Origin of the sequence: Hymenobacter caeli (assembly GCF_013294115.1) — a bacterium.
Classification (GTDB): domain Bacteria; phylum Bacteroidota; class Bacteroidia; order Cytophagales; family Hymenobacteraceae; genus Hymenobacter; species Hymenobacter caeli.
Genome location: NZ_JABSNP010000022.1, coordinates 47,725 through 68,907 on the forward strand (window position 1 = coordinate 47,725; position 21,183 = coordinate 68,907).

Sequence of the window (21,183 nt, forward strand, 5' to 3'; positions counted from 1 at the left end):
TAACTTTATACTTTAATATCATAATCTACAACGAATACTTCGCCAGTAAATAAACCAGCGCGGCCATGCTGCCGGCCCCTAGTTCCAGCTCGCGGCGGTTCACTTTGTCGAAGGTGTCGGCGGCGGTGTGGTGGATGTCGAAGTAGCGCTGCGAGTCGCAGTCGTAGCCGATGAGGGCCTTGGGGTGCACGGCGGCTTCGAGGGGTTCGATGTCGGTGCCGGCGTGGCCGGCGGCCAGGTCGGCGGCGTGGTAGGGGCGCAGCAGGGGGCCCCAGGCGGCAATTTTGCGCATCGCCTCGGGGCTGCCCTGCACCACGAAGCCGCGGGGCGTGAAGCCGCCGCCGTCGCTCTCGATGGCCGCCACGTGGGTTTCGTGGTTGGCCTGGGCCAGGCGGGCGTACTCGTTGCCGCCGCGGGTGCCGTTTTCCTCGTTCATGAAGAGCACGGCCCGCACGGTGCGCTCGGGCTTGAGGCCGGCGGCGCGCAGCAGGCGCAGGGCCTCCATGCTTTGCGTCACGCCGGTGCCGTCGTCGTGGGCGCCCTGGGCGAGGTCCCACGAGTCGAGGTGGCCGCCGACGGTGATGATTTCCTGCGGGAACTTCGAGCCCCGGATTTCGCCCACCACGTTGTAGCTTTTCGCGTCGGGCAGCATCTGGCAGCCCATTTCCAGCTCAAACTGCAAAGCTGGGTCGGCTTTGAGCAGCAGGCTGAGGCGGTCGGCGGCCAGGGTGCTGAGGGCCGCGCCGGGCACCTGCGGCACGCCGGCCACGTACTGCGTGGCCCCCGTGTGGGGGTTGTCGTCGCGGGCGCTGGTGAGCGAGCGCACGAGGGCCCCCACGGCCCCGCGCCGGCCGGCTTCGGCGGGGCCACTGCGGCGCTGGTCGCCGGCCGCCCCGTAGGCCTGGCCGGGCTCAATGAGCGCGTCATCAAAGGGGCGGTTGAAGAAGATAAACTTGCCTTTTACGGCGGCGTCGGGCAGCTTTTTCAGCTCGTCGAGGCTGTGCACCTCCACCACGCCGGCCCGCAGCTTGCCGCCCGTGCCCACCGAGTTGCCCACGGCGCACACCGCCACGGGGATGCTCTTGCCCTTGTTGCCCACGATTTCGCCGCGCTCCTTGGGGCCCCGCACCCAGTGGGGCACCATCACTTCCTGCAAGTACACTTTGTCGAAGCCCGCTTTTTCCATCGTGCGCTGGCCCCACTCCACGGCCAGCTGGGCCTGGGGCGAGCCCGAGAGCCGCCCGCCGATGGTGCCTGTGAGGTAGCGCAAATTATCGTAGCACTGCCCCCGCAGCAGCGCCTCGTCAAATAGGCGGCGGATGTTGAGCGAGTCAGTTTGGGGCCCGGCGGGGGCAGTTTGGGCGCGGGCTGCGGGGCCGCTGGCCAGCAGGCCAGCCAGGAGCAGAGCGAAAAAGTAGCGCATTGAAAAGCAGGGTTGGAATGACGTAATCAGCCAAAAGTACCGACGGAGCCCGTTCACCCCACCAAACCGGGCCGGGCGGCCCGGCAACCGTTGTCCGGGGCGGGTGAAGGCGGTTGAAACTACCGCCGGAGCGGCACCAGGGCTGGCGTACTGCTTCAGCGATTAGCGGGCAGCCGGCGGAAAAGCCGGCAGCCCGCGCCGCTACTGCCTCAGCGGGCCCCGTAGTGCCGCACGCGCACCGTGGCAGGGCCCCGGGCCGGCACGCGCACCTCGAACAAGTAGCGGTACTCGGCGTCGCCGATTTCGGGCACCGGCAGCGGGGCCCCCAGCGCCGCGATGAGCGGCAGCAGCGTGTTGGAATGGCCCACCACCACCACCGCCCGGCCAGCGTAGGCCCGCCGCAGCGTGTCGGCCAGGGCCCGGGGCTGCCGGGCGTCGTAGGGGCGCGGGGCCAGGCCAGTGGCGGCGGCCAGCGGGGCCAGGGTGGCGCGGGTGCGCAAGGTGTTGGTGGTGAACAGCGCCGCGGGGTGCGCGCGGCGCAGGGCCCGGGCCAGGGCGCAGGCCCGCGCCTGGCCGGCGGCCGTTAGGGGCGGGTCGGCGAGGCCGGGGGCCAGGTCTTTTTCGGCGTGGCGCACCAGGTACACGGTTAGGACGGCGGGCGGCGCGGGGGGAACAGCTCCCGCCCACGCGGCGGCCAGGCCCAGCAGGGCCAGCGCAATGCAAATGGTCCAGCGTTGCAGGGCAGTCAAGGCATTCAGAAAATAAAAAAACCGCCGCAAATTACGCGGCGGGCGGACCTGGGCGGGCCCGACGCTTGTTTCTTCATCAAACCGACAGCAAATCTTCATCTTTACCTAACGGCCGCGTACCGAACGTTGCAGCATTGTTCCTGCCTGTCACCTCACCTCCCCCACCCCCGAAGCCATGCACGTGCTGCTTGTCGAAGACGAAAAAAGCCTCCACCAGGAAATGCGGCAGTTTCTGCGGCAGGCCCAGTACCTGGTCGATTCGGCCTTTACCTACCACGAAGCGTCGGAAAAGCTGTTCGTCAACAGCTACGATTTCGTGCTGCTCGACCTGGGCCTGCCCGACGGCGACGGCCTGGAGCTGCTGCGCGAGGCCCGGCCCCGCGAGGGCCAGGAGGCGTCGTTCATCGTGCTCACGGCCCGCGGGGCCCTCGACGACCGCATCCGCGGGCTGGATTTGGGCGCGGACGACTACCTGCCCAAGCCCTTTTCGCTGCTGGAGCTGACGAGCCGGATGCAGGCCATCACGCGCCGCAAGTTTGGGCTGAAGCGCTCGGAAATTACTTTTGGCGACGGGTTCAGCCTCGATTCCACGGCCCGCATCGTGCGCCAGAACGGCCAGGAAGTGCCCCTCACCAAAAAGGAGTTCGACCTGCTGCACTACCTGCTGCTGCACCGCGGCCGGGTGCTCACGCGCCTGCAGCTGGGCGAGCACCTGTGGGGCAACGTGCTCGAAGACGATTCCGACTCGAATTACATCGACGTGCACATCAAAAACGTGCGCAAGAAGCTGGCCCAGTTTGCCCCCGCCGACTTCCTCGAAACCGTGCGCGGCATCGGCTACCGAGCCTCGGAGGCGTAGGCAATGGGTGAATGAGTGAATGGGTGAATGAGTGGATGTTATATGGTCAGGGATTGAGGTTGGGCACTGCTGGTTTTAGGATATCCTGAGGCCAGTAAAGGGGCGCAGAGGCCTAAACCTACTGTAATTGCGCCCCAGTCGCTCATTCCATCATTCACCCATTCAATTATTCAACCCAATGCGCCTCGAAGCCAAGCTGGCCCTGTTCAACGCATTGTCGAAGCTGCTGCTGGTGCTGCTGGGGGTGCTCATCATCACGCCCATTGTGCAGCGCGTGGCGGTGGCCCACACCGATTTGCGCCTGCGCGAAAAACAGCGGCAGGTGCTGGCCCTGGTGCGGCGCGACGGCCTGGCCGCCTTCGTGCGGGCCGAGCGCAGCGAGGCCTACGCCGACTACAACATCCTCAAGCAGGAATACATCAGCCTGACGCCGCTGCCCGGGGGGCCCGCCGCGGCCGCCGAGCGCATTTTTGAGGAGCCCCGGCAGGTAGACAGCGACGTGGAGGACTTCCGCATCCTGAGCGCCGTGGTGCCGGCCGGCGAGGTGGGCAACCGGGCGTTCCGGCTCGAAATCGGCTCGTCGCTGGGCACTCTGGAGCTGCTCACCCACACGCTGCGCCAGCTGGCGCTGTGGGTGCTGGTGGCCGCCTCGCTGCTCACGGTGCTCTCCGACGTGGCCTTTGCCCACTACCTGCTGGGGCCCCTGCGCGAGCTGGCGGTGCGCAAGCTGCGCGGCATCCGCCAGCCGTCGGAGTTTTCGTTCGAGCCCATCGCCACCAGCACCACCGATTTTCGCCGCCTCGACGACGGCCTGAACGCACTGATGCGCCAGATTCAGTCGGCCTTCGAAAAGGAGCGCGAGTTCATGAGCAACGTGAGCCACGAGCTGCTCACGCCGGTGAGCATCTTGCAGTCGCGCTTCGAAAACATGCTGCAAGACGAAACCCTGCCCGAGGCCCACGCCCGCCAGATTGTGGAGTCGCAGCGCACGCTCTACCGCCTGCGCAACACCGTGCGCACGCTGCTGCTCATCGCCAACATCGAGAACGAGCAGTACCTGCGCGACGAGGTGGTGAGCCTCTCCCAAACCGTGCGCGACGTGGCCGAGGAACTGGACGACCGCCGCCACCAGCGCGACCTGGCCCTGGCCCTCGACCTGGCCCCCGACCTAGTGCTGCCCCGCGCCAACGCCACGCTGCTGCACACGCTGCTGCGCAACCTGCTGGCCAACGCCATCAAGTACAACCACGTGGGCGGGCGCATCGGCATCGTGGGGCGGGCCACCCCCGCCGGCGGCTACGCCCTGCGGGTGGAAGACACGGGCCCCGGCATCGCGGCCGAGCACCTGCCCCACCTCTTCGACCGCTTCCGGCGCTTTGCCACGCCCGGGCCGGGGGCCCCCGAGGGCTACGGCCTGGGCCTGCCCATTGCCCAGACCATTGCCGGCTTCCACGGGGCCACCCTGCGGGCCGAATCAACGGTGGGCCAGGGCACGGCCTTCGTGCTGGATTTTGCGCCGGTGGCGAGTTAGCGGCCCCGGCCCCGGTTTCACGCGGGCTTCACCCCCGGCCCCCTAAATTTAGGATTCTGCTTTCTACTCAAAGGCAGTTGTTTATGAGGTACGCGTTGCTTTTGCTGCTCACGCTGGCCATGAGCCTGCTGGCCCCCGGCCACCGCTGGCGCGCCGGCCCGGCCCGCGGCCGGCCGGCCGGTCGGGTGGTGGTGGTGGTGCGCAAGCCCGGTTGGGCCGCCGGCCAGGTCAAAACCGTGCGCCGGGTGGCCCCGGCCGTCCCGCTTTAGTCGGCGGCCGGCTCGGCCGCGGCGATGCCGTAGTCTTCGGCCGCCACGGGCTGCGGCGGGGTGGCCGCGGGGCCGGCGGCGGGCAGGGGCAGCTGCCACTGGTGGCTCAGGAACTCCAGGCCGCGGTAGGCCGTCAGGTCGAACTGGCAGGGCACCACCGACACGTAGTTGTGGGCCAGGGCCCACTCGTCGGTGTCGGCGCCGGCGTCGAGGTTCACGAACGAGCCGATGAGCCAGAAGTACGGGCGCTGGTAGGGGTCGTGGCGCTCGTCGAACTCCTCCTGCCACTTGGCCCGGGCCTGGCGGCTCAGGCGCAGGCCCGAGATGGGCCCGGCCGAGTTCTTGGGAATGTTCACGTTCAGGGCCGTGCCCGGGGGCACGCCGTGGGCCAGGGCGTGCTGGCAAATCTGGGTCACCCACTCGGCCACGTGCGAGAAATCGGCGTCGTCGCCGTACTCGCAGAGCGAGAAGCCGATGGCCGGCAGCCCCTCGATGGCCGCCTCGATGGCCGCCGACATGGTGCCCGAGTACAGCACGTTCACCGAGGCGTTGGAGCCGTGGTTGATGCCCGACACCACGAGGTCGGGCGTGCGGTCCTTCAGCACGTGGTGCTTGGCGATTTTTACGCAGTCGGCCGGGGTGCCCGAGCACTGGTAGGCTTCCACGTCGGGCCCGAACACCGGGCTTTTGGTGAGGCGCAGCGGCTCGCCGATGGTGATGGCGTGGCCCATGCCCGACTGCGGCGAGTCGGGGGCCACCACCACCACTTCGGCCCCCAGGGCCTGCACGGTGCGCACCAGGTGCCCGATGCCGGGGGCCGTGATGCCGTCGTCGTTGGAAACCAGGATGAGCGGACGGATGGCGGCGGAAGCGAGGGGCGAGTCGGACATGGGTAAAGCAACGGTACGGGCCAAAGGTACGGGCGGCCCCGGGCGCGGCTCGGCTTTTTGGCGAAATTTGCGGCCATGTTCGCCCCTTTCCTCGCCGCCCTGGTGACCCTTGCCGCCCCCCTGCCGCCCGCGCCGGCCTGGCGCACGCCGTTCGAGAACGACCCGGCCCGCAACACCACCGCCACCTACGCCGAGTGCGTGGCCTACTACCAGCGGCTGGCCGCCGCCTACCCGGCCCACGTCAGCCTGCGCGAGGCGGGGCCCACCGACTGCGGCCTGCCGCTGCACGAAGTGGTGCTGACGGCCGACGGCGACGCCGACCCGGCCCGCGGGCGGGCCCGGCACCGGCCGGTGCTCTTCGTCCAGAACGGCATCCACCCCGGCGAGCCCGAGGGCATCGACGCCAGCATGATGCTGGCGCGCGACCTAGTGCAGCAGCCCCGGCTGCAACAGCTGCTGGCGGGCGTCACGGTGGTCATCGTGCCCATTTACAACGTGGGCGGGGCCCTGAACCGCAACGCCACCACCCGCGCCAACCAGGACGGGCCGGCCAGCTACGGCTTCCGCGGCAACGCCCGCAACCTCGACCTGAACCGCGACTACGTGAAGCAGGACTCGCGCAACGCCCGCTCGTTTGCGGCCCTGTTTCAGAAGTGGCAGCCGGAGGTTTTCGTGGAAACCCACACCTCCAACGGGGCCGACTACCAGTACACCATGACGCTCATCCCGACCCAGCACAGCAAGCTGGCCCCGGCCCTGGGAGCTTATTTGCAACAGGAAATGCTGCCGGCGCTGTACCACGGCATGGACCAGAAAAAGTGGCCCATGACGCCCTACGTGGACTTTGCGGGCGAAACGCCGGAGAGCGGGATGCAGGCGTTTCTGGAAAGCCCGCGCTACTCGACCGGCTACGCGGCGCTGTTCCACACCATCGGCTTCATGCCCGAAACCCACATGCTGAAAGCCTTCGGGCCCCGGGTGCAGGCCACCTACGACTTGCTCGTGACCGTGCTCGAAACCGTGCAGCGCCAGGCCCCCGCCCTGCTGGCGGCCCGCGCCGCCGCCCTGGCCGCGCAGGCCACCCAAACCACGTTTCCGCTGGCCTGGGCCCTGGACGACAAGCCGAGCGAAACCGTGCGGTTCCGCGGCTACGAGGCCGGCCACCGGCCCAGCGCGGTGAGCGGCCAGCCGCGCCTGTACTACGACCGCGCCCGGCCCTACACCCGCCCCGTGCCGTACTTCAACACGGCCCACGCCACGGCCACGGCCCCCGCGCCCACGGCCTACCTCATCCCGCAGGCCTGGGGCGAGGTAATCGACAACCTGCGCCGCAACGGCGTGCGCCTGGAGCGCCTGGCCCAGGACGTGACCGTGCCCGCCGAAACGTATTACGTGGAGGATTTTCAGACCGCGCCCCGCGCCTACGAGGGCCACTACCTGCACAGCCAGGTGCGGCTGCGCCCCGTGGCGGGCCCCGTGGCCTGCCGCGCCGGCGACTACGTGGCCCGCGTGGCCCAGCCCGCCGCCCGCTACCTTGTGGAAACCCTGGAGCCCCAGGCCACCGACTCGTTCTTCGCCTGGGGCTTCTTCGACAGCATCTTGCAGCAGAAAGAGCACTACTCCGACTACGTGTTCGAGGACCTGGCCGCCGACCTGCTGCGCCGCGAACCCGCCCTGCGCCAGCAGCTGGACGAGGCTAAAAAAGCCGACGCGCAGCTGGCCGCCAGCGGCCCCGCCCAGCTCGAATGGGTGTACCAGCACTCGGCCTACCACGAGCCCACCCACAACCGCTACCCGGTGGCCCGCTGGCTGGGCGCGGGCACGCTGCCCACGCAGTAAGCGCTTCCTTCGGTTTTTATTCGGGGCTGCTGGCTAGGGCTTTGCCCGAAGTTGATGCGGTTGAAAGCTTCTGGCGCAATCGATTGGGTTTAGCAAAATCGCGCTTACCTTAGGGCCCGATTCCCACCCAGCACCGTTCATTTACGAGCAATAGCCACCGGGCGCGGTGCGGTCCCCGGGCCGCTGCCGGGCGCGGGGGGCCCGGCGGCTTGCGCCTGGGGCGAGGCCTGCGAGCCCTGGAGGTGCCACCGGGCGCCGCCCCCGGGAGGGTGCCCCGGCAACGCCCTCCCCTCCCCCGCCGGCAGCCGCTGCGCGACTGGTGCCCGGCACCCGCGCGGCGGGCGGGCAGGCCAGCAACCGGCCAGTGGGCCAGGCCATTTAGTGGGACGGAACGCGCGTACATCGTATCCTCACAAGACGCGGATTATCATTGCGCTTCCTTCACCATTCCCCCTTTCTCTACCCATGAAAGCCTTTTCTCATTCCCTACTCGTTGGCAGCCTGTTGCTACTGGGTCTGTGCGCCCGCGCCTAGGATGCTGCCCCCGCCAGCCCCGCGGCCGCCAGCCCCGCGGCCGCCGCTGCTACCGGCCCCGCCGTGCTGAAAGTTGGCTCCATGGTGGTGCTGGAAACCACGGACGGCTTGTCGTCGGCCAGCGCCAAGCTGGGGCAAGCCGTGCCGATGCGCGTGAAGTACGACGTGAAAGTGAACGGGCAAACCGTCATCCAGGCCGGGGCCCCGGCGTCGGGGCAGGTGATGGCCGTGATGCACCACAAAGGCGTGGGCAAGCAGGGCAACCTGGCCGTGAAGGCCAGCGCCGCGCAGGCCGTCGACGGGCAAATGGTGCCGCCAACGGGCGGCAACATCGACACGGCCGGCGAGGGCACCGCGGGTTCGTCCATTGCCCTGGCGGCGGTCGTCAGCCCGCTCTTCCTGCTCAAGAAAGGCAAGGAAGCCACCATTCCCGCCGGCTTCGAGATGCAGGCCCAGGTCGCGTCCGAAACGCAGGTAAAGTAAGCGGCGGCGGGCACGCGCACCGGCGTTCGTTCTCCTAAAAAGCCCCCGCGCCGGCCAGGCGCGGGGGCTTTTGCGGGTGTCGGCGGGGCGCGGGGCCCCTACGGCATTTCCAGGGCGTCCCGGTTCCAGTGGGCCAGGGTGGCGGCGGCCTCGTAGGTGCTTTGCAGGAATTCGAGCACGGCGGCGCGGGGGTCGGGTGCGCGGCGGGCGGCCTCGTAGGGCAGCAGAAACTCGCCCATTTCGGCGTTGAACGCGGCGGCGGCGGGCCGCACCGGGGCCCCGGCGAAGCCGGCCGGGGCCGGGTAGGCGTAGCTGTAGAACGCGGCCTCGGCCCCCTGGCCGCCGGGCCACCAGCCGGCGCTGCTCAGTTCTTCATTGTAGGAGGCGCGGGTCACCCAATCGGCCAGGTGGGGCACGCCGCCGGGGTGCGCGGGCGCGGGCCGGCCCGAAAAGCGCGTGACGGCCAAATCGAAGCTGCCCCAGAAAAAATGCACCGGGCTGCACTTGCCGCTAAAGCCGCTGCGAAACTCCCGCAGCACGCCGTCGGCCGCCAGCAGCGCGTCCCAGAAGCGCTCGGCGGCGGCCGCGTCGTAGCTGGCGTGGTGGTGGTCGTGGGCGAAGGGCGTGGCGTCGTCCACCTCCACCGGCACGGGCCACAGCTGCACGTCGATGCCCGCCGTGCGCAGCAGGGCCCGGTATTCGTGGTAGAAATCGGCCACCGACCGGGGCCGCAGCGCGAAGCCGTGTTCGGCCCCAGCGCTGGTGAACAGCCGCAGCCGGTGGGCCCGAAAATCGAACAGTACCTCGAACGAGCCGGCGGCGCAGGGCACGGGCCCCGTGCCCAGGCCCCGGGGCCCCACGTACAGCGGCACCTGCCACCACTGGTTCAGGCGGGGCCGCAGGGCCAGCGAGGTCTTGCCCACGATTTGCGTCCAGCGGTGCAGCGTGTCGCGGGTGGGGGCCCAGGCGTCGGCGGGCAGGGCGGGCCAGGAAAGGATGGGAGCGGGCATGACGGGCGGCGGGCGGGTAAGCCGGCAAGGTATCATTATCTGCCGGTCGGGGCCCCGGCGGCGGGCCGCAGCCACTGCTCCGGCACGCGGCACGCGCCGTCAACCCCTGAAGCTGCATTTTTGGGGGCGGGCTGGTCTTGTTGGCCCCGCCGCGCCAACTGGTTTTGGTCGGTGGCCCGGCCGTGATTGCCCCGGGCGCGGGGCAGCGCCCGCGTGCCGGCAAGCCTACTTGTTTTTAACGAAATGCCCGCGGTAGAATTTCAGGATGGACGGTTTAAAGGGCTTCGTCGAATAAACATCGGGCAGCCCGAACTGGCTGTCCCCGGTCAGCGCCAACACCTGGTTTCGGGGGTCAAACCGCATGTTTACGTTGCACAGGTCCAGCCTCGATACTTTCCCAAAGGCGTTCGTGTCCATCACCAGAAAGTTGCCTTTTACTTCGACTACGCGGGCAATGGTGCGCACGCAGATGGTGCTGCCCTGCTCGTTGCCCAGCAGCAAATACAGCGTGCGGCCGGGGCTGACGAGCGCATGGATTTCGTCAACCCCGCCTTCGTCGTGCGCCGCGTAGGCGAACAGCTGGCCCGCCCGATTCTGCCACTGCAACACGGGCCGGTGAATGGTGCCCCGGGTGCCGCCCGAAGCGTACGAGTAGGTAAACACCTTGAGGTGGCCGGCCCCGGCGGCGGCGGTGTACCCGAGCCCCAGGTTTTTGGCCGCCGCCGCCGGCACCTCGTGGGTCTTTAGGTAGGCCACCAACTGGCGGGCCGTGGCCGTGGTCAGGCTGTCGAAGGCGTTGCTTTCGCCCTCGGTTCCCGCATTAACAAGGGCAAGGGCCTTCTTCAGTTCGGCGGCCGTGGGGCAGGTTTTGGCGGGCTGCTGAGCCCGGCCGGCCGCTGGGGTGGCCAGCCCGGCAGCGGCGGCCAAGGCGAGGTGCAGCAACGTTTTAGGCACGGGGCCACCAAGTTTGCGGCACGGAGTTACGCCGCCGTTTCGGGCGTTACGGCTTGCAGAATCTCGTGGCCCATCTTGTCGCGCTTGGTGGCCAGATAGGTGGCGTTGTGGGGGTTGGCGGCGATTTCGATGGGCACGGTTTCCACCACTTCCAGACCGTAGCCGGCCAGGCCGGTGCGCTTCTTGGGGTTGTTGGTGAGCAGGCGCATCTGCCGGATGCCGAGGTCGCGCAGGATGGCCGCGCCCACGCCGTAGTCGCGCTCGTCGCCCTTGAAGCCCAGGTCCTCGTTGGCCTGCACCGTGTCGCGGCCCTGCTCCTGGAGCTTGTAGGCCTTCAGCTTGTTAATCAGGCCAATGCCACGGCCCTCCTGGTTCATGTACACCACCACGCCGCGGCCCTCGCGCTCAATCTGCTGCATGGCCTGGTGCAGCTGGGGCCCGCAGTCGCAGCGGCACGAGCCGAAGATGTCGCCGGTGATGCACGAGCTGTGTACCCGCGTCAGCATCGGGGCCGGGTCGCTGAGGTCGCCCTTCACTAGGGCCAGGTGCTGGGCCCCGTTGCTGCGCTGGGTGTAGGCGTAGAGGTCGAAGTCGCCCCAGGCGGTGGGCAGGCGCACCGAAATCTCGCGGTGAATCAGGCTCTCCTGCGCCAGGCGGTACTTGATGAGGTCCTGCACCGAAACCAGCTTCAAACCCCACTGCCGGGCCACGATTTCGAGGTCGGGCAGGCGGGCCATCTCGCCGTCGTCCTTCAGGATTTCGACCAGCACGCCGGCCGGCGCGAAGCCCGCCAGGCGGGCCAGGTCCACGGCCGCCTCGGTGTGGCCGGCGCGGCGCAGCACGCCTTCCTTGCGGGCCTTGAGGGGGAAGATGTGGCCGGGCCGGCCCAGGTCGTCGGGCTTGGTGGCAGGGTCTACCAGGGCCTGGATGGTTTTGCTGCGGTCGGAGGCCGAGATGCCGGTGGTGACGCCGTTGGTCAATAAATCGACGCTCACGGTGAAGGGCGTGGCGTGCAGGGCCGTATTGCGGCCCACCATCAGCTCCAGGCCCAGCTCGTCGCAACGCGCCTCGGTGAGGGGCGCGCACACCAGGCCGCGCCCGTGGGTGGCCATGAAGTTGATGATTTCGGGCGTGGCCGTTTCGGCGGCGCAAATAAAATCGCCCTCGTTCTCGCGGTCCTCGTCGTCCACGACGATGACGACCTTGCCGTCGCGCAGGTCCTGGATGGCGGATTCGATGGAGTCAAGCATGGAATAAATCGCTGAATTGCTGGTGGATGAATGGTTGCCAGGGGCCGGGCCAGCGAACGGTGCCGGACCGGTGGTGGCAGCGGGGCGAAGCGGGCGGCCAACGGGCCGGGCCCGCCGCCCGCGGGGGCAACCAACCTTTGTAACCGCCCGAGCCGCCGCGAAGTTACTCCGCCCCTGCCGGGCCCGCCGCCAGCAGCTGCGCCAGCGGGGCCGTGGCGGCGGCCCAGCCGAAGTGCTGGCGCACGAAGGCCTGGCCGCGGCCGGCCAGCGCGGCGGCGGCGGCCGGGTCGGCCAGCAGGCCGGCCACGGCTTCGGCCAGGGCCGGGGCCCCGTCGGCCACCAGCAGGTGCTGGCCGGGCGTGCCGCGCAGCGCGTTGTTGGCCAGCGGCGTCGTCACGCAGGGCAGGTGCATGGCCAGGGCCTCCAGCAGCTTGTTTTGCAGGCCCGTGCCCACCCGCATGGGGGCCACGAACACGCGGGCCTGGGCGTAGGCGGCGCGGATGTCGGGCAGCCAGCCGCTCACCGCCACGCCGGGGCGGCGGGCCAGGGCCAGCACGCGGGGCGCGGGCGTGGTGCCGGCCACCAGCAGCCGGGCCCCGGGGTGGCGGCGCTGCACCAGGGGCAGGACTTCCTCGGCCAGGAAGCAGGCCGCGTCCACGTTGGGGTGGTAGCCCATGTTGCCGCAAAACACCAGCTCGTGGGTTTTCGCCGCCAGCGGCCGGGGCCGGAAGTACTCGAAGTCGATGCCGTTGGGCACCACGCGCACCCGCCCGCCCTGGGCCGGGGGCAGCAGCTGCCGGTCCTGCTCGCTGATGATGGTGTGGTGCCCGAACCAGCCGAAGGCCTCGGCCTCGTAGGCGGCCAGGCGGCGGGCTTCCAGGGCCAGCACCGGGCGCTGCCAGGCCGGGGCCCGGGCCGCCCGCCGCGCCACCCCCGCCGAAAACACGTCCATGTAGTCGAGCGTCATCGGCCGGCGGCCGGCGTGGGCCCGCAGGTACTCGGCCATGCGCACGAGCTGGCAGTACACGTGGTCGGGCCGGAAGCCGGCCAGCAGCGCATCGACCAGCCGCTGGGCCCGGGCGTCGTGGAAGTACCCCACCTGCAACGGCCGGCCGGCCGTGGCCAGGGCCCGCGCCAGCCCCCGCCCCCGGGCCACCCGGCCCAAGCGGTGCAGGTGCAGGCCGCCGCGGCACAGCGGCTGCACGGCCGCCAGGGCGGCGGCCCCCACGGGCTCGTCGCTCAGGGCCAGCAGGCAAATTTCGTGGCCCTGCCCGGCCAGGTAGCGCAGCTGGTGGTAGGCCCGCAGCTTGTCGCCCTTGTCGAGCGGGTACGGAAAGCGGGACAGGAGCACCAGAAGTTTCATGCGCGGGGCAAAGGTAGAGCCCGGCCCGGGCCCCGGGCGCACCCAACGCGCCGGCAGGCCGCGGGCTTTTTCTGACTTTTAAGGGTAGGTTTGCGGCCCGCCGCGGCAAGTGCTGGCGCGCGCGAAAGGCCCCCGATGAAAGAGTTTCTCAAAAAAATTGTCAAACGCCTGCCCATTGCTTTTACCCAAAACCAACGCTACGACCGCCAGACCCAGCGGGTGCTGCGGCGCGTGCTGCACCCCGGCGCCAACTGCGTGGACGTGGGCTGCCACAAGGGCGAGGTGCTGGCCCAAATGCTGCGCTACGCCCCCCTGGGCCAACACTACGGCTTCGAGCCCATCCCGGCGCTCTACCAGGGCCTGACCGCTAAGTTTGCCCACCGCCCCAACTGCCACTTCTACCAGCTGGGCCTGGGCGAAACCCCCGGCGAGGTCTCCTTCAACTACGTGCTGAGCAACCCGGCCTACAGCGGCTTCGTGAAGCGCAAGTACGACCGCGCCCACGAACAGGACACGCTCATCACCGTACGGCGCGCCCGCCTCGACGACGTGCTGCCCGCCGGCACCCGCGTCGATTTCATCAAGATTGACGTGGAGGGCGGCGAGCTGCAGGTGTTGCAGGGGGCCCGGGCGCTGCTGGCCGCCAGCCGGCCGGTCGTCATCTTCGAGCACGGCATCGGCGGCTCCGACTACTACGGCACCCGCCCCGAGCAGGTGTACGACCTGCTGGCCGACCCCGCCATCAACCTGAGCGTCTCCACCATGAACCGTTGGCTGGCCGGCCGCCCCGCCCTGAGCCGCGCCGAGCTGGTGCGCGAGTTCGAGCAGAAAACCAACTACTACTTCATCGCCTACCCCGCCGGGGCCGCCGCGCCCGCCCCGGCCCCCAGCCGCGCGTAAAGCGCCTCGAACCGCTCCGTGACGCGGCGGTTGTCGTACACCGCGGCGGCGGTGGCGGCCGCGGCCGCCCCGATGGCCGCCGTGGGCAGGCGGCCGTGGTAGTAGTCGCGCAGGGCGGCCTGCCAGGCGGGGGCCCCGTCGCGCAGCACCGCGTCGTGGCCGTCGCGCACGGCAATGCCTTCGGCCCCCAGCCCGGTGCTGAGGATGGCCTTGCCCAGGGCCATGCCCTCGATGATTTTCACGCGCATGCCCCCGCCGCTCAGCAGCGGCACCAGCATCAGGTCGTACCGGCGCATGAAGGCGGCGGCCGAGTCCACGAAGCCGTGCATGAACACGTTGTCGGCGCGCGGGGCCAGCAGGTGGGGCGGGGTGCCGGTGCCGGCCACGTGCAACTCCAAATCGGGCAGCTCGGCGTGCACGGCCGGCCACACCTCGCGCAGCAGCCACTCCAGCCCTTCGCGGTTGGGCAACCAGTTCAGCGAGCCAATCATGAACACGGTGCGCGGCCGGGGCCGGATGGCCGGGTCGGGCTGGAAAGAACTCATTTCCACGGCCGCCGGAATTAGGGCGATGGGTTCGGGACAGCCCAGGTCCTTCAGGCGGGCAATGTCTTCCTCGGTGATGGCGGCTACGCCATCGAAGCACCACAAATATTCTTTCTCAAAACTACGCAGCCGGGTTGCCAAGTGGCTTAGGTACCGGCGCTTCGCCGGATTTTTCTCGCCCTGCGCCAGTCGCTCCCAGATAACATACTCGATGTTATGGGCACGAAGCACGCTCGCGGCTCTTTCAGGCGTCAACTCTTCTGAATCCAGCCATTCGTGGTACCAAGCTACAAAGGTGCCTTCGTACTGTATTACGTCAAAGTTTTCGGCCTGAATTAAAGCCACCAAAGCACCGCTTACTTCCGAACTGATGAACCGCTCAACGTTGTAGGGACGGTGCGAAAACAGCAAGTTCCGCAGCGCCCTCCATGGCTTCAGGTTCGTGTCCACGTCCACCGTCACGAGCCGGAAGTTGGGCCCCAGGTGGTCGAGCACGCCGGCGGGCTGGTGGTGCTTGGGCGTGTTGATGGCCAGCATCGTGACGCGGTGGCCGGCGCGCAGCAGCCCGGCCGTGATGTTGTAAATCCCGATGGCCCCGCCGTCGTGCAGCGGAAACGGCACCCGCGGGCTCACTTGAAGAATGTGCATAGAGCGCAAAAATACGCCCCTACAGCCCCAACTGGCGGAAATTCACTTCCAGGCTCTCAATCTGCTGCTCCGAGCCCAGCAGCAGCAGCACGTCGCCGGGGGCCGGGCGGTAGTCGGCCGGGGGGCTCACTTCGAAGGTGCCGTCGGCCCGGCGCAGGCCGATGACGGTGGCCCCGGTGCGCGAGCGCACGTCCAGCTCGCGGATGCTCTGGCCGCGCAGCTCGCGCCGCAGCTGCTCGTAGCCCAGCTCTTCCAGGCGCAGCTTGTCGGCGGTGAGGCCCGAAATCAAATCTAGGAACCGGATGACCTCGGGGCGCACCACCAGCTTGGCCATGTGCGAGCCCCCGATTTCGTCGGGCATCACCACGGCGTCGGCCCCGGCCGAGAGCAGCTTGCTCTCGGACGTTTTGAGCTTGGCGCGGGCAATGATTTTGAGGCGCGGGTTGAGAGCCCGGGCCGAGAGGGCCACGAACACGTTGTCGGCGTCTTTGGCCAGGGCCGTAATCAGGGCCGAGGCCCGCGCCACGCCGGCCTGCGCCAGCACCACGTCGGTGGTGGCGTCGCCAATCACAGTGATGATGTCGCCGCCCGGCAGGCCGTCGCCGTTGTAGTCCTCGCCGGTTTTGCCGTCGCCGATGTCCTTCATCAGCTGCTCGTTTTGCTCCACTACCACCACGCGCACGCCGTTGGCCCGCAGCTCCTGGTAGGCGCGGCGGCCGTTGGCCCCGAAGCCGCACAGGATGAGGTGCCCGCTAAAACGCTTGATTTCCTGGTCGGTCCGGTACATTTTGAAGAGGTTGCGCAGCTCGCCCTCGAACAAAAACGTGGTGAGCACCGACACGAGGTAGGCCGTCACCAGCAGGTTGAAGAGGATGTAAAACGCCACGAAGATGCGCCCGGCTTCCGAAAACGGGTGCACCTCGCCGAAGCCCACCGTGGAAATGGTGGTCACCGTCATGTAAAACGCGTTGGCCCAGCTCAGGTGCTCGATGCCGCGAAACCCGGCCAGCCCCGCGCCAAGGCTGACGAGCGTAAGCCCGAGGGCCAGCCGCAGGCGGCCCAGGTTGAGGCGCTGGAACATAGGGAACGGGGAGGGGCGGCCGGAACGCAACGGCCCCCAAAGCTACGCCCGGGGCCCGCCTACAGGTCCCACACGGTGCTGCGCTGCTGCCGCCAGGCCCGGCGCACGTTCATCCAAAACACGCCGGCGAAGTAGAGCACGATGGGCGAGCCAAACGTGAAAAACGAGGCGTACACGAACGAGAGCCGCACGCTGCGGGTGCTGAAGCCCCACCGCTGGCCCAGGGTAGAACAGAGGCCGAACGACTGCGCTTCGAGGTAGTTGGTGAGGGTTTTCATGGGGGCGGGGCCGGGCGGGAAAGCATCCCCGGCTGGGCTAAGATACTGAACAAACGGGGCCGGGCCAACCAAAGCGGCTAGCTTTGCGCGGGGCAGCCCCATCTTTTCCTGGCCTTTGTACGTTTAGGGGGCCCGTTAAAGCCACATTCTGTTGCGTATTATTCCAAAATTAAATCCTCCGGCCCGCGCCGCGGGCCTGCTGGTGGCCGCCGGGGCCCTTTTTTCCGCCTGCTCGCCCCTGCCCGCCGTGCTGCGGGCCGCCGAAACCGGCCGCCAGGTGGCGGCGGCCCCCGCCCCGCTCACGGCCGTGGGCGAAACGGTGCCCTTTGAAGTCACGGCCCGCGTGCCCGCCCGCCACCTGCGCAAGGGAGTGGCCTACGAGCTGCGCCTGCGCTACCGCTACGACCACGGCCTGCGCGACGACACGCTGGGCACGGTGTCGTTCGTGTCGGGCGACTACGTGTTCGACGACGAGCACAAGGGGATGTTGGTGGCCCGCAAGGCCTTTACGCTGCCCAACACGCCCGGCCGCAGCCCCGGCGAGCTGCTGGCCCGCCCCCAGGTGCGCGAGCTGAAGCCCGGCGGCCGGGTGCTGCGCGGGCCCGATGACGTGCGCCTGGCCCGCGGCATTGCCGACCCCGCCCGCCGCGTGGTGCGCGAAGACACGGCCCTGGCCCTGCTCCCCGAAACGATTTCCAACCAGGTGAGCGGCACGCGCGTGCTGCCGTTTTATTTCGACGACGGGGCCTGGTTCATCCGCTCGTTTTTGGGCACCAACGTGGCAGCGCTCGAAGACCTCATCGACGCCAACCAGCAAACCCAGCGCGTGCTCATCACCGCCGGCCACGCGCCCGACTCGCTCGACGCCCACAACCCGGCCCTGGCCAGCAAGCGCGTCAAGATGCTGCTTTACTACTACAAGAAGCGGGTCGAGGGCTTCGCGTACCGCAACACCGTGGCCGGCATCCAGTTCGACACGCTGGCCTACCGCCGCCGCTGGGACCAGTTCCTGAACAAGGTCACCCAATCGGCCCTGAAGCCGGCCGACCAGGATTCCATCATCGCCATTATTAACGATACCCGGGGCGGCTACGTGGCCAAGGAAAAGGCCCTCCACCGCCTGCAATCGTTCGATTACGTGGAGCAGTACATCTACCCCGTGCTGCGCCTGGGCACGGTGGCCGTCACGTTCACGGCCCCGCCGCGCTACGATTCGGAGGTGTACCTGCTCTCAAAGAAAATCCTGGACAAGCAGGCCGAAATCGATGCCCTCACGCCCGAGGAGCTGCGCTACTCGGCCACCCTCACGCCGCTGCTGGCCGAAAAGCAGCGCATCTACGAAGTGGCCAGCGCGGCCTCGCAAACCTGGGAGGCGTTCCACAACCTGGGCGTGGTGCTGCTGCTGCGCTCCGAGAAGGAGGTGAGCCCCAAGGTGGTGCGGGCCTACCAGCGCCGGGCGGCCACCAACTTCACCCTGGCCGCGCACCGCAACCCCACGGCCGAGCTGTTCTACCACGCCGCCACGGCTTACCACCGCGCCGGCGACCGGCTGGAAGCTCTCCAGAACTACGACTACGCCATCAAGCTGGGCGGCGACCGGGCCCTGCTGCGCAAAGTTTTCGCCGACAAAGCGGCCTTGGAAATCGAAGTGGGCCAGCCCGACGAGGCCCTGCGCACGCTGCGCTTCGCCGGCCCCTCCTACCAGAACGAGATGAACACGGCCCTGGTCTACGTGCTCAAGGGCGGCTACGACCTCGCCGAGGCGCAGTACCAGCAGGCCCTGGCCCGCCGCCCCGCCGACCCCGCCGCCCTCTACGGCCTGGCCGTGGTGGCCGCCCGCCGCCACAACGAAGCCCAGGTGGCCAGCCGCCTCCGCCAGGCCGTGGCCGCCGACCACCGCCTGGCCAACCAAGCGGTGGAAGACCTGGAGTTCCAGGACTACGCCCAGGGCGAGGCCTTCCGGGAGGCGCTGAAGTAGCTCGCGGGGGCCGGGGCCGGGCTTCTGCAAACCGCTTGCCGCCAAAATTTGTAGCTTTGCGCACCGGCCGGGTGCCGGGCCTAATTCCATTAAAACACATGCGTCAGATACAATTTCGGGAGGCCCTGCGCGAGGCCATGAACGAGGAAATGCGCCGCGACCCCCGCATTTTCCTCATGGGCGAGGAAGTGGCCGAGTACAACGGCGCCTACAAAGTGAGCCAGGGCATGCTCGACGAGTTCGGCCCCGGCCGCATCATCGACACGCCGATTGCCGAGCTGGGCTTCGCCGGCATCGGCGTGGGCGCGGCCATGAACGGGCTGCTGCCCATCATCGAGTTCATGACGTTCAACTTCTCGCTGGTGGCCATTGACCAGGTGATCAACTCGGCCGCCAAGCTGCACTCCATGTCGGGCGGGCAGTACTCGTGCCCCATCGTGTTCCGGGGCCCCACCGGCAACGCCGGCATGCTCAGCAGCCAGCACTCGCAGAACTTCGAGAACTGGTACGCCAACTGCCCCGGCCTGAAAGTGGTGGTGCCCAGCACCCCCTACGACGCCAAAGGCCTGCTCAAAGCGTCCATCCGCGACCCCGACCCGGTGATTTTCATGGAGTCGGAGCTGATGTACGGCGACAAAGGCGACGTGCCGGAGGAAGAGTACATCCTGGAAATTGGCAAGGCGAACGTGACCCGCCCGGGCACGGACGTGACGTTGGTGAGCTTCGGCAAGATGATGAAAGTGGCCCACGCCGCGGCCGACGAGCTGGCCAAAGAAGGCATCCAGGCCGAGGTCATCGACCTGCGCTCGGTGCGGCCGATCGACTACGACACCGTCATCGCCTCCGTCAAAAAGACCAACCGCCTGGTAGTGGTGGAAGAAGCCTGGCCCCTGGCCAGCCTCTCGGGCGAGATTTCCTACGTGGTGCAGCGCCGTGCCTTCGACCACCTCGACGCGCCCGTCATCCGCATTACCTGCGCCGATGTGCCCCTGCCCTACGCCCCCACCCTCATCGAAGCCTCGCTGCCCAACGTGGCCCGCGTGGTGAGAGCCGTGAAGGAAGTGACCTACGCCAAGGTATAAGTGTAGCTGTTTCGGCTGCGAAAGCGGCCCCGCTGGCACTTGCCGGCGGGGCCGCTTTTTTGATTGAGGCATTTTTCAGTACGCGGGCACATCGCCCGGCTGCAACTGCCTAGCGGTAGCGGCCGATAGGTACCAGCCGCCTGACAAGAGCGCGGCCAGCAGCGCCAAGGCCAAGGCTTGCCGCCGCCAAGGCAGTGCCCACCATCGGCGCGGCCGGAAACCGTCGGCCGCCGCCGTCAGCAGCAGCAAATGCAGTGGCAGCAAGTACCGGCATTCCATCAGCGTAGGTATGACCAGGGCCACCGGTAGCCCCAGGGCCAGTAGCGCCCACCCCGCGCCAGGCCCGGGCGCGGCGCGGCGCGAACGGCGCAACAGTTGTGCCAAGCCCAAAGCTAACACGGCGTAGTTCAGCAGCTGCGCGGCACCAAGGCCCAGCGGATGCAACCGGTACGGGTAGGGTGTTGGGTACCACACGTCAAGCCCGTTGAATAAATGGCGGGCGCAACAGGCCCCCACCGCTAACGGATGGCGTACGGCAAACCAGGCGTACTCCCGGTAACTGTTAAACACGCCGTTTGGCGCTGCCTGCATCAACCGCATACCTGCCGGATCGGCGAATATGGCACTACCCCAATGCGCAGGGTCGATGCTCGACTCGTAGCGTTGGTAAGTCATGCCCCAGTTCAATTTTTTAAGGTAGAGGGGCAAGCGCCCCCCATCGGTAGCCAGTACCAACGGCGTGGCCTGCCCAAAATGTGTGTAATTGATGGCCGCTTGAGGCAGCAGCACCAGCGCGGCCCCAGCCGCCAGCGCCACCCAGCGCCCCGCCGTCGGGCCCCGGCCCGCGCCGCGCCCGCGCCACCACAGCCACCCTAAAGTACCCGGCACACTGGCCAAGTAAATGGGCCGCAAGTTCAGCGTGGCCGCCAGCAACAGCCCGCCCAGCGCCGCCCAGCGCCAGCCGGGCCGGGCCAGCGCTGCCAGTGCCAGCAGCAGCAACGCCAGCGCGGGCGCGTCCTGGAGCGAGTAGCTAAAATAGCCCCGCCAGAATACGAACCCCAACGCCACCGACAGCAGCCAGGCCCCGCCGCGAAGGGCGCGGCCCGTGGCCGCCGCCCACGCGGCTGGCCCCGCTACTCCGAAGAGCAGCGTGGCCCACAACACCCCCAGCACCTGCGCCCCGGCCACCGCCGGCCAACCCGTGGCGTAGCACAGCACCCGGCCGGGCACCAGCAGCAGGGGCCCCAGGTAGCCGCGCAGCGGCGCGGCGTAGTGCAGCAACGAAAAGCGCAGGCCCGGCTTAAAGAACGTGGCCGCCAGCCCCCAGTACTCGCCCGCGTCAAACGGCAGTTGGTCGGCCCCGCTCCAGGGCAGGTAGGCGGCGTACAGGGCCAGCACCAGCCCGCAGCGCCAGCGCCACGGCCACGGCCGCGCCAGCGCGGCACCTGCGGGGGCCTCCAGGGCGCGAAAAAACACGGGCATCACGGGGGCCAAAGCTACGGGTTGCGGCCCCAAAA

Annotated in this window: 19 protein-coding genes; 8 read left to right on the top strand and 11 right to left on the bottom strand. The window is 68.6% G+C overall.

The genetic code is table 11. The features are described from left to right. Positions 1–25 precede the first annotated feature (25 nt). Positions 26–1,423, bottom strand: coding sequence for a M20/M25/M40 family metallo-hydrolase (locus HNP98_RS18550; protein ID WP_173811675.1), 1,398 nt, complete (start codon positions 1,421–1,423; stop codon positions 26–28). Positions 1,424–1,632: 209 nt separating this feature from the next. Beyond that, positions 1,633–2,172: a histidine phosphatase family protein gene (locus tag HNP98_RS18555; protein ID WP_173811676.1), complete on the bottom strand. Its 540-nt coding sequence runs from the start codon at positions 2,170–2,172 to the stop codon at positions 1,633–1,635. Between the two features lie 175 nt (positions 2,173–2,347). On the opposite strand from HNP98_RS18555, the gene HNP98_RS18560 reads away from it, so the two are divergent. The 3 genes from HNP98_RS18560 (at position 2,348) to HNP98_RS18570 (ending at position 4,831) form a co-directional block, all read left to right on the top strand. After that, the gene (locus tag HNP98_RS18560; RefSeq protein WP_173811677.1) at positions 2,348–3,031 is read left to right on the top strand and encodes a response regulator transcription factor; all 684 of its coding nucleotides are present in this window, start codon (positions 2,348–2,350) and stop codon (positions 3,029–3,031) included. A gap of 178 nt (positions 3,032–3,209) precedes the next feature. Continuing rightward, the gene (locus tag HNP98_RS18565) at positions 3,210–4,562 is read left to right on the top strand and encodes a sensor histidine kinase (RefSeq protein WP_173811678.1); all 1,353 of its coding nucleotides are present in this window, start codon (positions 3,210–3,212) and stop codon (positions 4,560–4,562) included. Between the two features lie 83 nt (positions 4,563–4,645). Beyond that, entirely contained in the window at positions 4,646–4,831 is a 186-nt protein-coding gene (locus HNP98_RS18570; RefSeq protein WP_173811679.1) for a hypothetical protein, read from the top strand. Here the strand turns inward: HNP98_RS18570 and surE are convergent. Then, a complete protein-coding gene (surE, locus tag HNP98_RS18575; RefSeq protein WP_173811680.1) occupies positions 4,828–5,721 on the bottom strand; it encodes a 5'/3'-nucleotidase SurE in 894 nt (297 codons plus the stop codon). The two genes, HNP98_RS18570 and surE, sit on opposite strands and share 4 nt — an antisense overlap. Before the next feature lie 75 nt (positions 5,722–5,796). Between surE and HNP98_RS18580 the strand changes: the two genes are divergently transcribed. Both HNP98_RS18580 and HNP98_RS18585 read left to right on the top strand, forming a co-directional pair. After that, complete coding sequence (locus HNP98_RS18580) at positions 5,797–7,560, top strand: M14 family metallopeptidase (RefSeq protein ID WP_173811681.1); 1,764 nt, start codon at positions 5,797–5,799, stop codon at positions 7,558–7,560. Between the two features lie 597 nt (positions 7,561–8,157). Further along, positions 8,158–8,577, top strand: a complete 420-nt coding sequence (locus tag HNP98_RS18585) for a hypothetical protein (protein ID WP_173811682.1) — start codon at positions 8,158–8,160, stop codon at positions 8,575–8,577. Positions 8,578–8,675: 98 nt separating this feature from the next. Here HNP98_RS18585 and HNP98_RS18590 read toward each other — a convergent pair whose 3' ends face one another. The 4 genes from HNP98_RS18590 to HNP98_RS18605 form a co-directional block, all read right to left on the bottom strand. Then, positions 8,676–9,587, bottom strand: coding sequence for a DUF5996 family protein (locus HNP98_RS18590; RefSeq protein WP_173811683.1), 912 nt, complete (start codon positions 9,585–9,587; stop codon positions 8,676–8,678). Positions 9,588–9,812: 225 nt separating this feature from the next. Continuing rightward, the gene (locus HNP98_RS18595) at positions 9,813–10,541 is read right to left on the bottom strand and encodes a hypothetical protein (protein ID WP_173811684.1); all 729 of its coding nucleotides are present in this window, start codon (positions 10,539–10,541) and stop codon (positions 9,813–9,815) included. A gap of 26 nt (positions 10,542–10,567) precedes the next feature. After that, positions 10,568–11,791, bottom strand: a complete 1,224-nt coding sequence (locus HNP98_RS18600) for a bifunctional 3,4-dihydroxy-2-butanone-4-phosphate synthase/GTP cyclohydrolase II (RefSeq protein ID WP_173811685.1) — start codon at positions 11,789–11,791, stop codon at positions 10,568–10,570. Between the two features lie 163 nt (positions 11,792–11,954). Continuing rightward, positions 11,955–13,154 (bottom strand): glycosyltransferase, encoded by a 1,200-nt coding sequence (locus tag HNP98_RS18605; protein WP_173811686.1) that lies wholly within the window; start codon positions 13,152–13,154, stop codon positions 11,955–11,957. Positions 13,155–13,289: 135 nt separating this feature from the next. Here HNP98_RS18605 and HNP98_RS18610 point away from each other — a divergent pair, with 135 nt between their 5' ends. Further along, positions 13,290–14,054: an FkbM family methyltransferase gene (locus HNP98_RS18610; RefSeq protein ID WP_173811687.1), complete on the top strand. Its 765-nt coding sequence runs from the start codon at positions 13,290–13,292 to the stop codon at positions 14,052–14,054. Here the strand turns inward: HNP98_RS18610 and HNP98_RS18615 are convergent. The 3 genes from HNP98_RS18615 to HNP98_RS18625 are packed head-to-tail and all read right to left on the bottom strand — an operon-like array spanning position 14,006 to position 16,606. Next, on the bottom strand, positions 14,006–15,247 hold the full coding sequence (locus HNP98_RS18615) for a glycosyltransferase family 4 protein (protein ID WP_173811688.1): 1,242 nt from the start codon (positions 15,245–15,247) through the stop codon (positions 14,006–14,008). The genes HNP98_RS18610 and HNP98_RS18615 overlap by 49 nt on opposite strands. Positions 15,248–15,266: 19 nt before the next feature. Beyond that, complete coding sequence (locus HNP98_RS18620) at positions 15,267–16,328, bottom strand: potassium channel family protein (RefSeq protein ID WP_173811689.1); 1,062 nt, start codon at positions 16,326–16,328, stop codon at positions 15,267–15,269. Between the two features lie 59 nt (positions 16,329–16,387). Continuing rightward, complete coding sequence (locus HNP98_RS18625; protein WP_173811690.1) at positions 16,388–16,606, bottom strand: PspC domain-containing protein; 219 nt, start codon at positions 16,604–16,606, stop codon at positions 16,388–16,390. A gap of 151 nt (positions 16,607–16,757) precedes the next feature. Between HNP98_RS18625 and HNP98_RS18630 the strand changes: the two genes are divergently transcribed. After that, a complete protein-coding gene (locus tag HNP98_RS18630) occupies positions 16,758–18,584 on the top strand; it encodes a tetratricopeptide repeat protein (protein ID WP_173811691.1) in 1,827 nt (608 codons plus the stop codon). A 98-nt stretch (positions 18,585–18,682) separates the two neighbouring features. Continuing rightward, positions 18,683–19,666: a pyruvate dehydrogenase complex E1 component subunit beta gene (locus HNP98_RS18635; RefSeq protein WP_173811692.1), complete on the top strand. Its 984-nt coding sequence runs from the start codon at positions 18,683–18,685 to the stop codon at positions 19,664–19,666. A 75-nt stretch (positions 19,667–19,741) separates the two neighbouring features. Here HNP98_RS18635 and HNP98_RS18640 read toward each other — a convergent pair whose 3' ends face one another. After that, entirely contained in the window at positions 19,742–21,148 is a 1,407-nt protein-coding gene (locus tag HNP98_RS18640; RefSeq protein ID WP_173811693.1) for a hypothetical protein, read from the bottom strand. Positions 21,149–21,183: the final 35 nt, after the last annotated feature.

Coding starts and splice junctions, on each gene's coding strand:
- HNP98_RS18550 (WP_173811675.1), bottom strand. CDS start 1,423: ATGCGCTACTTTTTCGCTCTGCTCCTGGCTGGCCTGCTGGCCAGCGGC.
- HNP98_RS18560 (WP_173811677.1), top strand. CDS start 2,348: ATGCACGTGCTGCTTGTCGAAGACGAAAAAAGCCTCCACCAGGAAATG.
- HNP98_RS18565 (WP_173811678.1), top strand. CDS start 3,210: ATGCGCCTCGAAGCCAAGCTGGCCCTGTTCAACGCATTGTCGAAGCTG.
- HNP98_RS18570 (WP_173811679.1), top strand. CDS start 4,646: ATGAGGTACGCGTTGCTTTTGCTGCTCACGCTGGCCATGAGCCTGCTG.
- surE (WP_173811680.1), bottom strand. CDS start 5,721: ATGTCCGACTCGCCCCTCGCTTCCGCCGCCATCCGTCCGCTCATCCTG.
- HNP98_RS18580 (WP_173811681.1), top strand. CDS start 5,797: ATGTTCGCCCCTTTCCTCGCCGCCCTGGTGACCCTTGCCGCCCCCCTG.
- HNP98_RS18590 (WP_173811683.1), bottom strand. CDS start 9,587: ATGCCCGCTCCCATCCTTTCCTGGCCCGCCCTGCCCGCCGACGCCTGG.
- HNP98_RS18600 (WP_173811685.1), bottom strand. CDS start 11,791: ATGCTTGACTCCATCGAATCCGCCATCCAGGACCTGCGCGACGGCAAG.
- HNP98_RS18605 (WP_173811686.1), bottom strand. CDS start 13,154: ATGAAACTTCTGGTGCTCCTGTCCCGCTTTCCGTACCCGCTCGACAAG.
- HNP98_RS18610 (WP_173811687.1), top strand. CDS start 13,290: ATGAAAGAGTTTCTCAAAAAAATTGTCAAACGCCTGCCCATTGCTTTT.
- HNP98_RS18615 (WP_173811688.1), bottom strand. CDS start 15,247: ATGCACATTCTTCAAGTGAGCCCGCGGGTGCCGTTTCCGCTGCACGAC.
- HNP98_RS18620 (WP_173811689.1), bottom strand. CDS start 16,328: ATGTTCCAGCGCCTCAACCTGGGCCGCCTGCGGCTGGCCCTCGGGCTT.
- HNP98_RS18625 (WP_173811690.1), bottom strand. CDS start 16,606: ATGAAAACCCTCACCAACTACCTCGAAGCGCAGTCGTTCGGCCTCTGT.
- HNP98_RS18635 (WP_173811692.1), top strand. CDS start 18,683: ATGCGTCAGATACAATTTCGGGAGGCCCTGCGCGAGGCCATGAACGAG.
- HNP98_RS18640 (WP_173811693.1), bottom strand. CDS start 21,148: ATGCCCGTGTTTTTTCGCGCCCTGGAGGCCCCCGCAGGTGCCGCGCTG.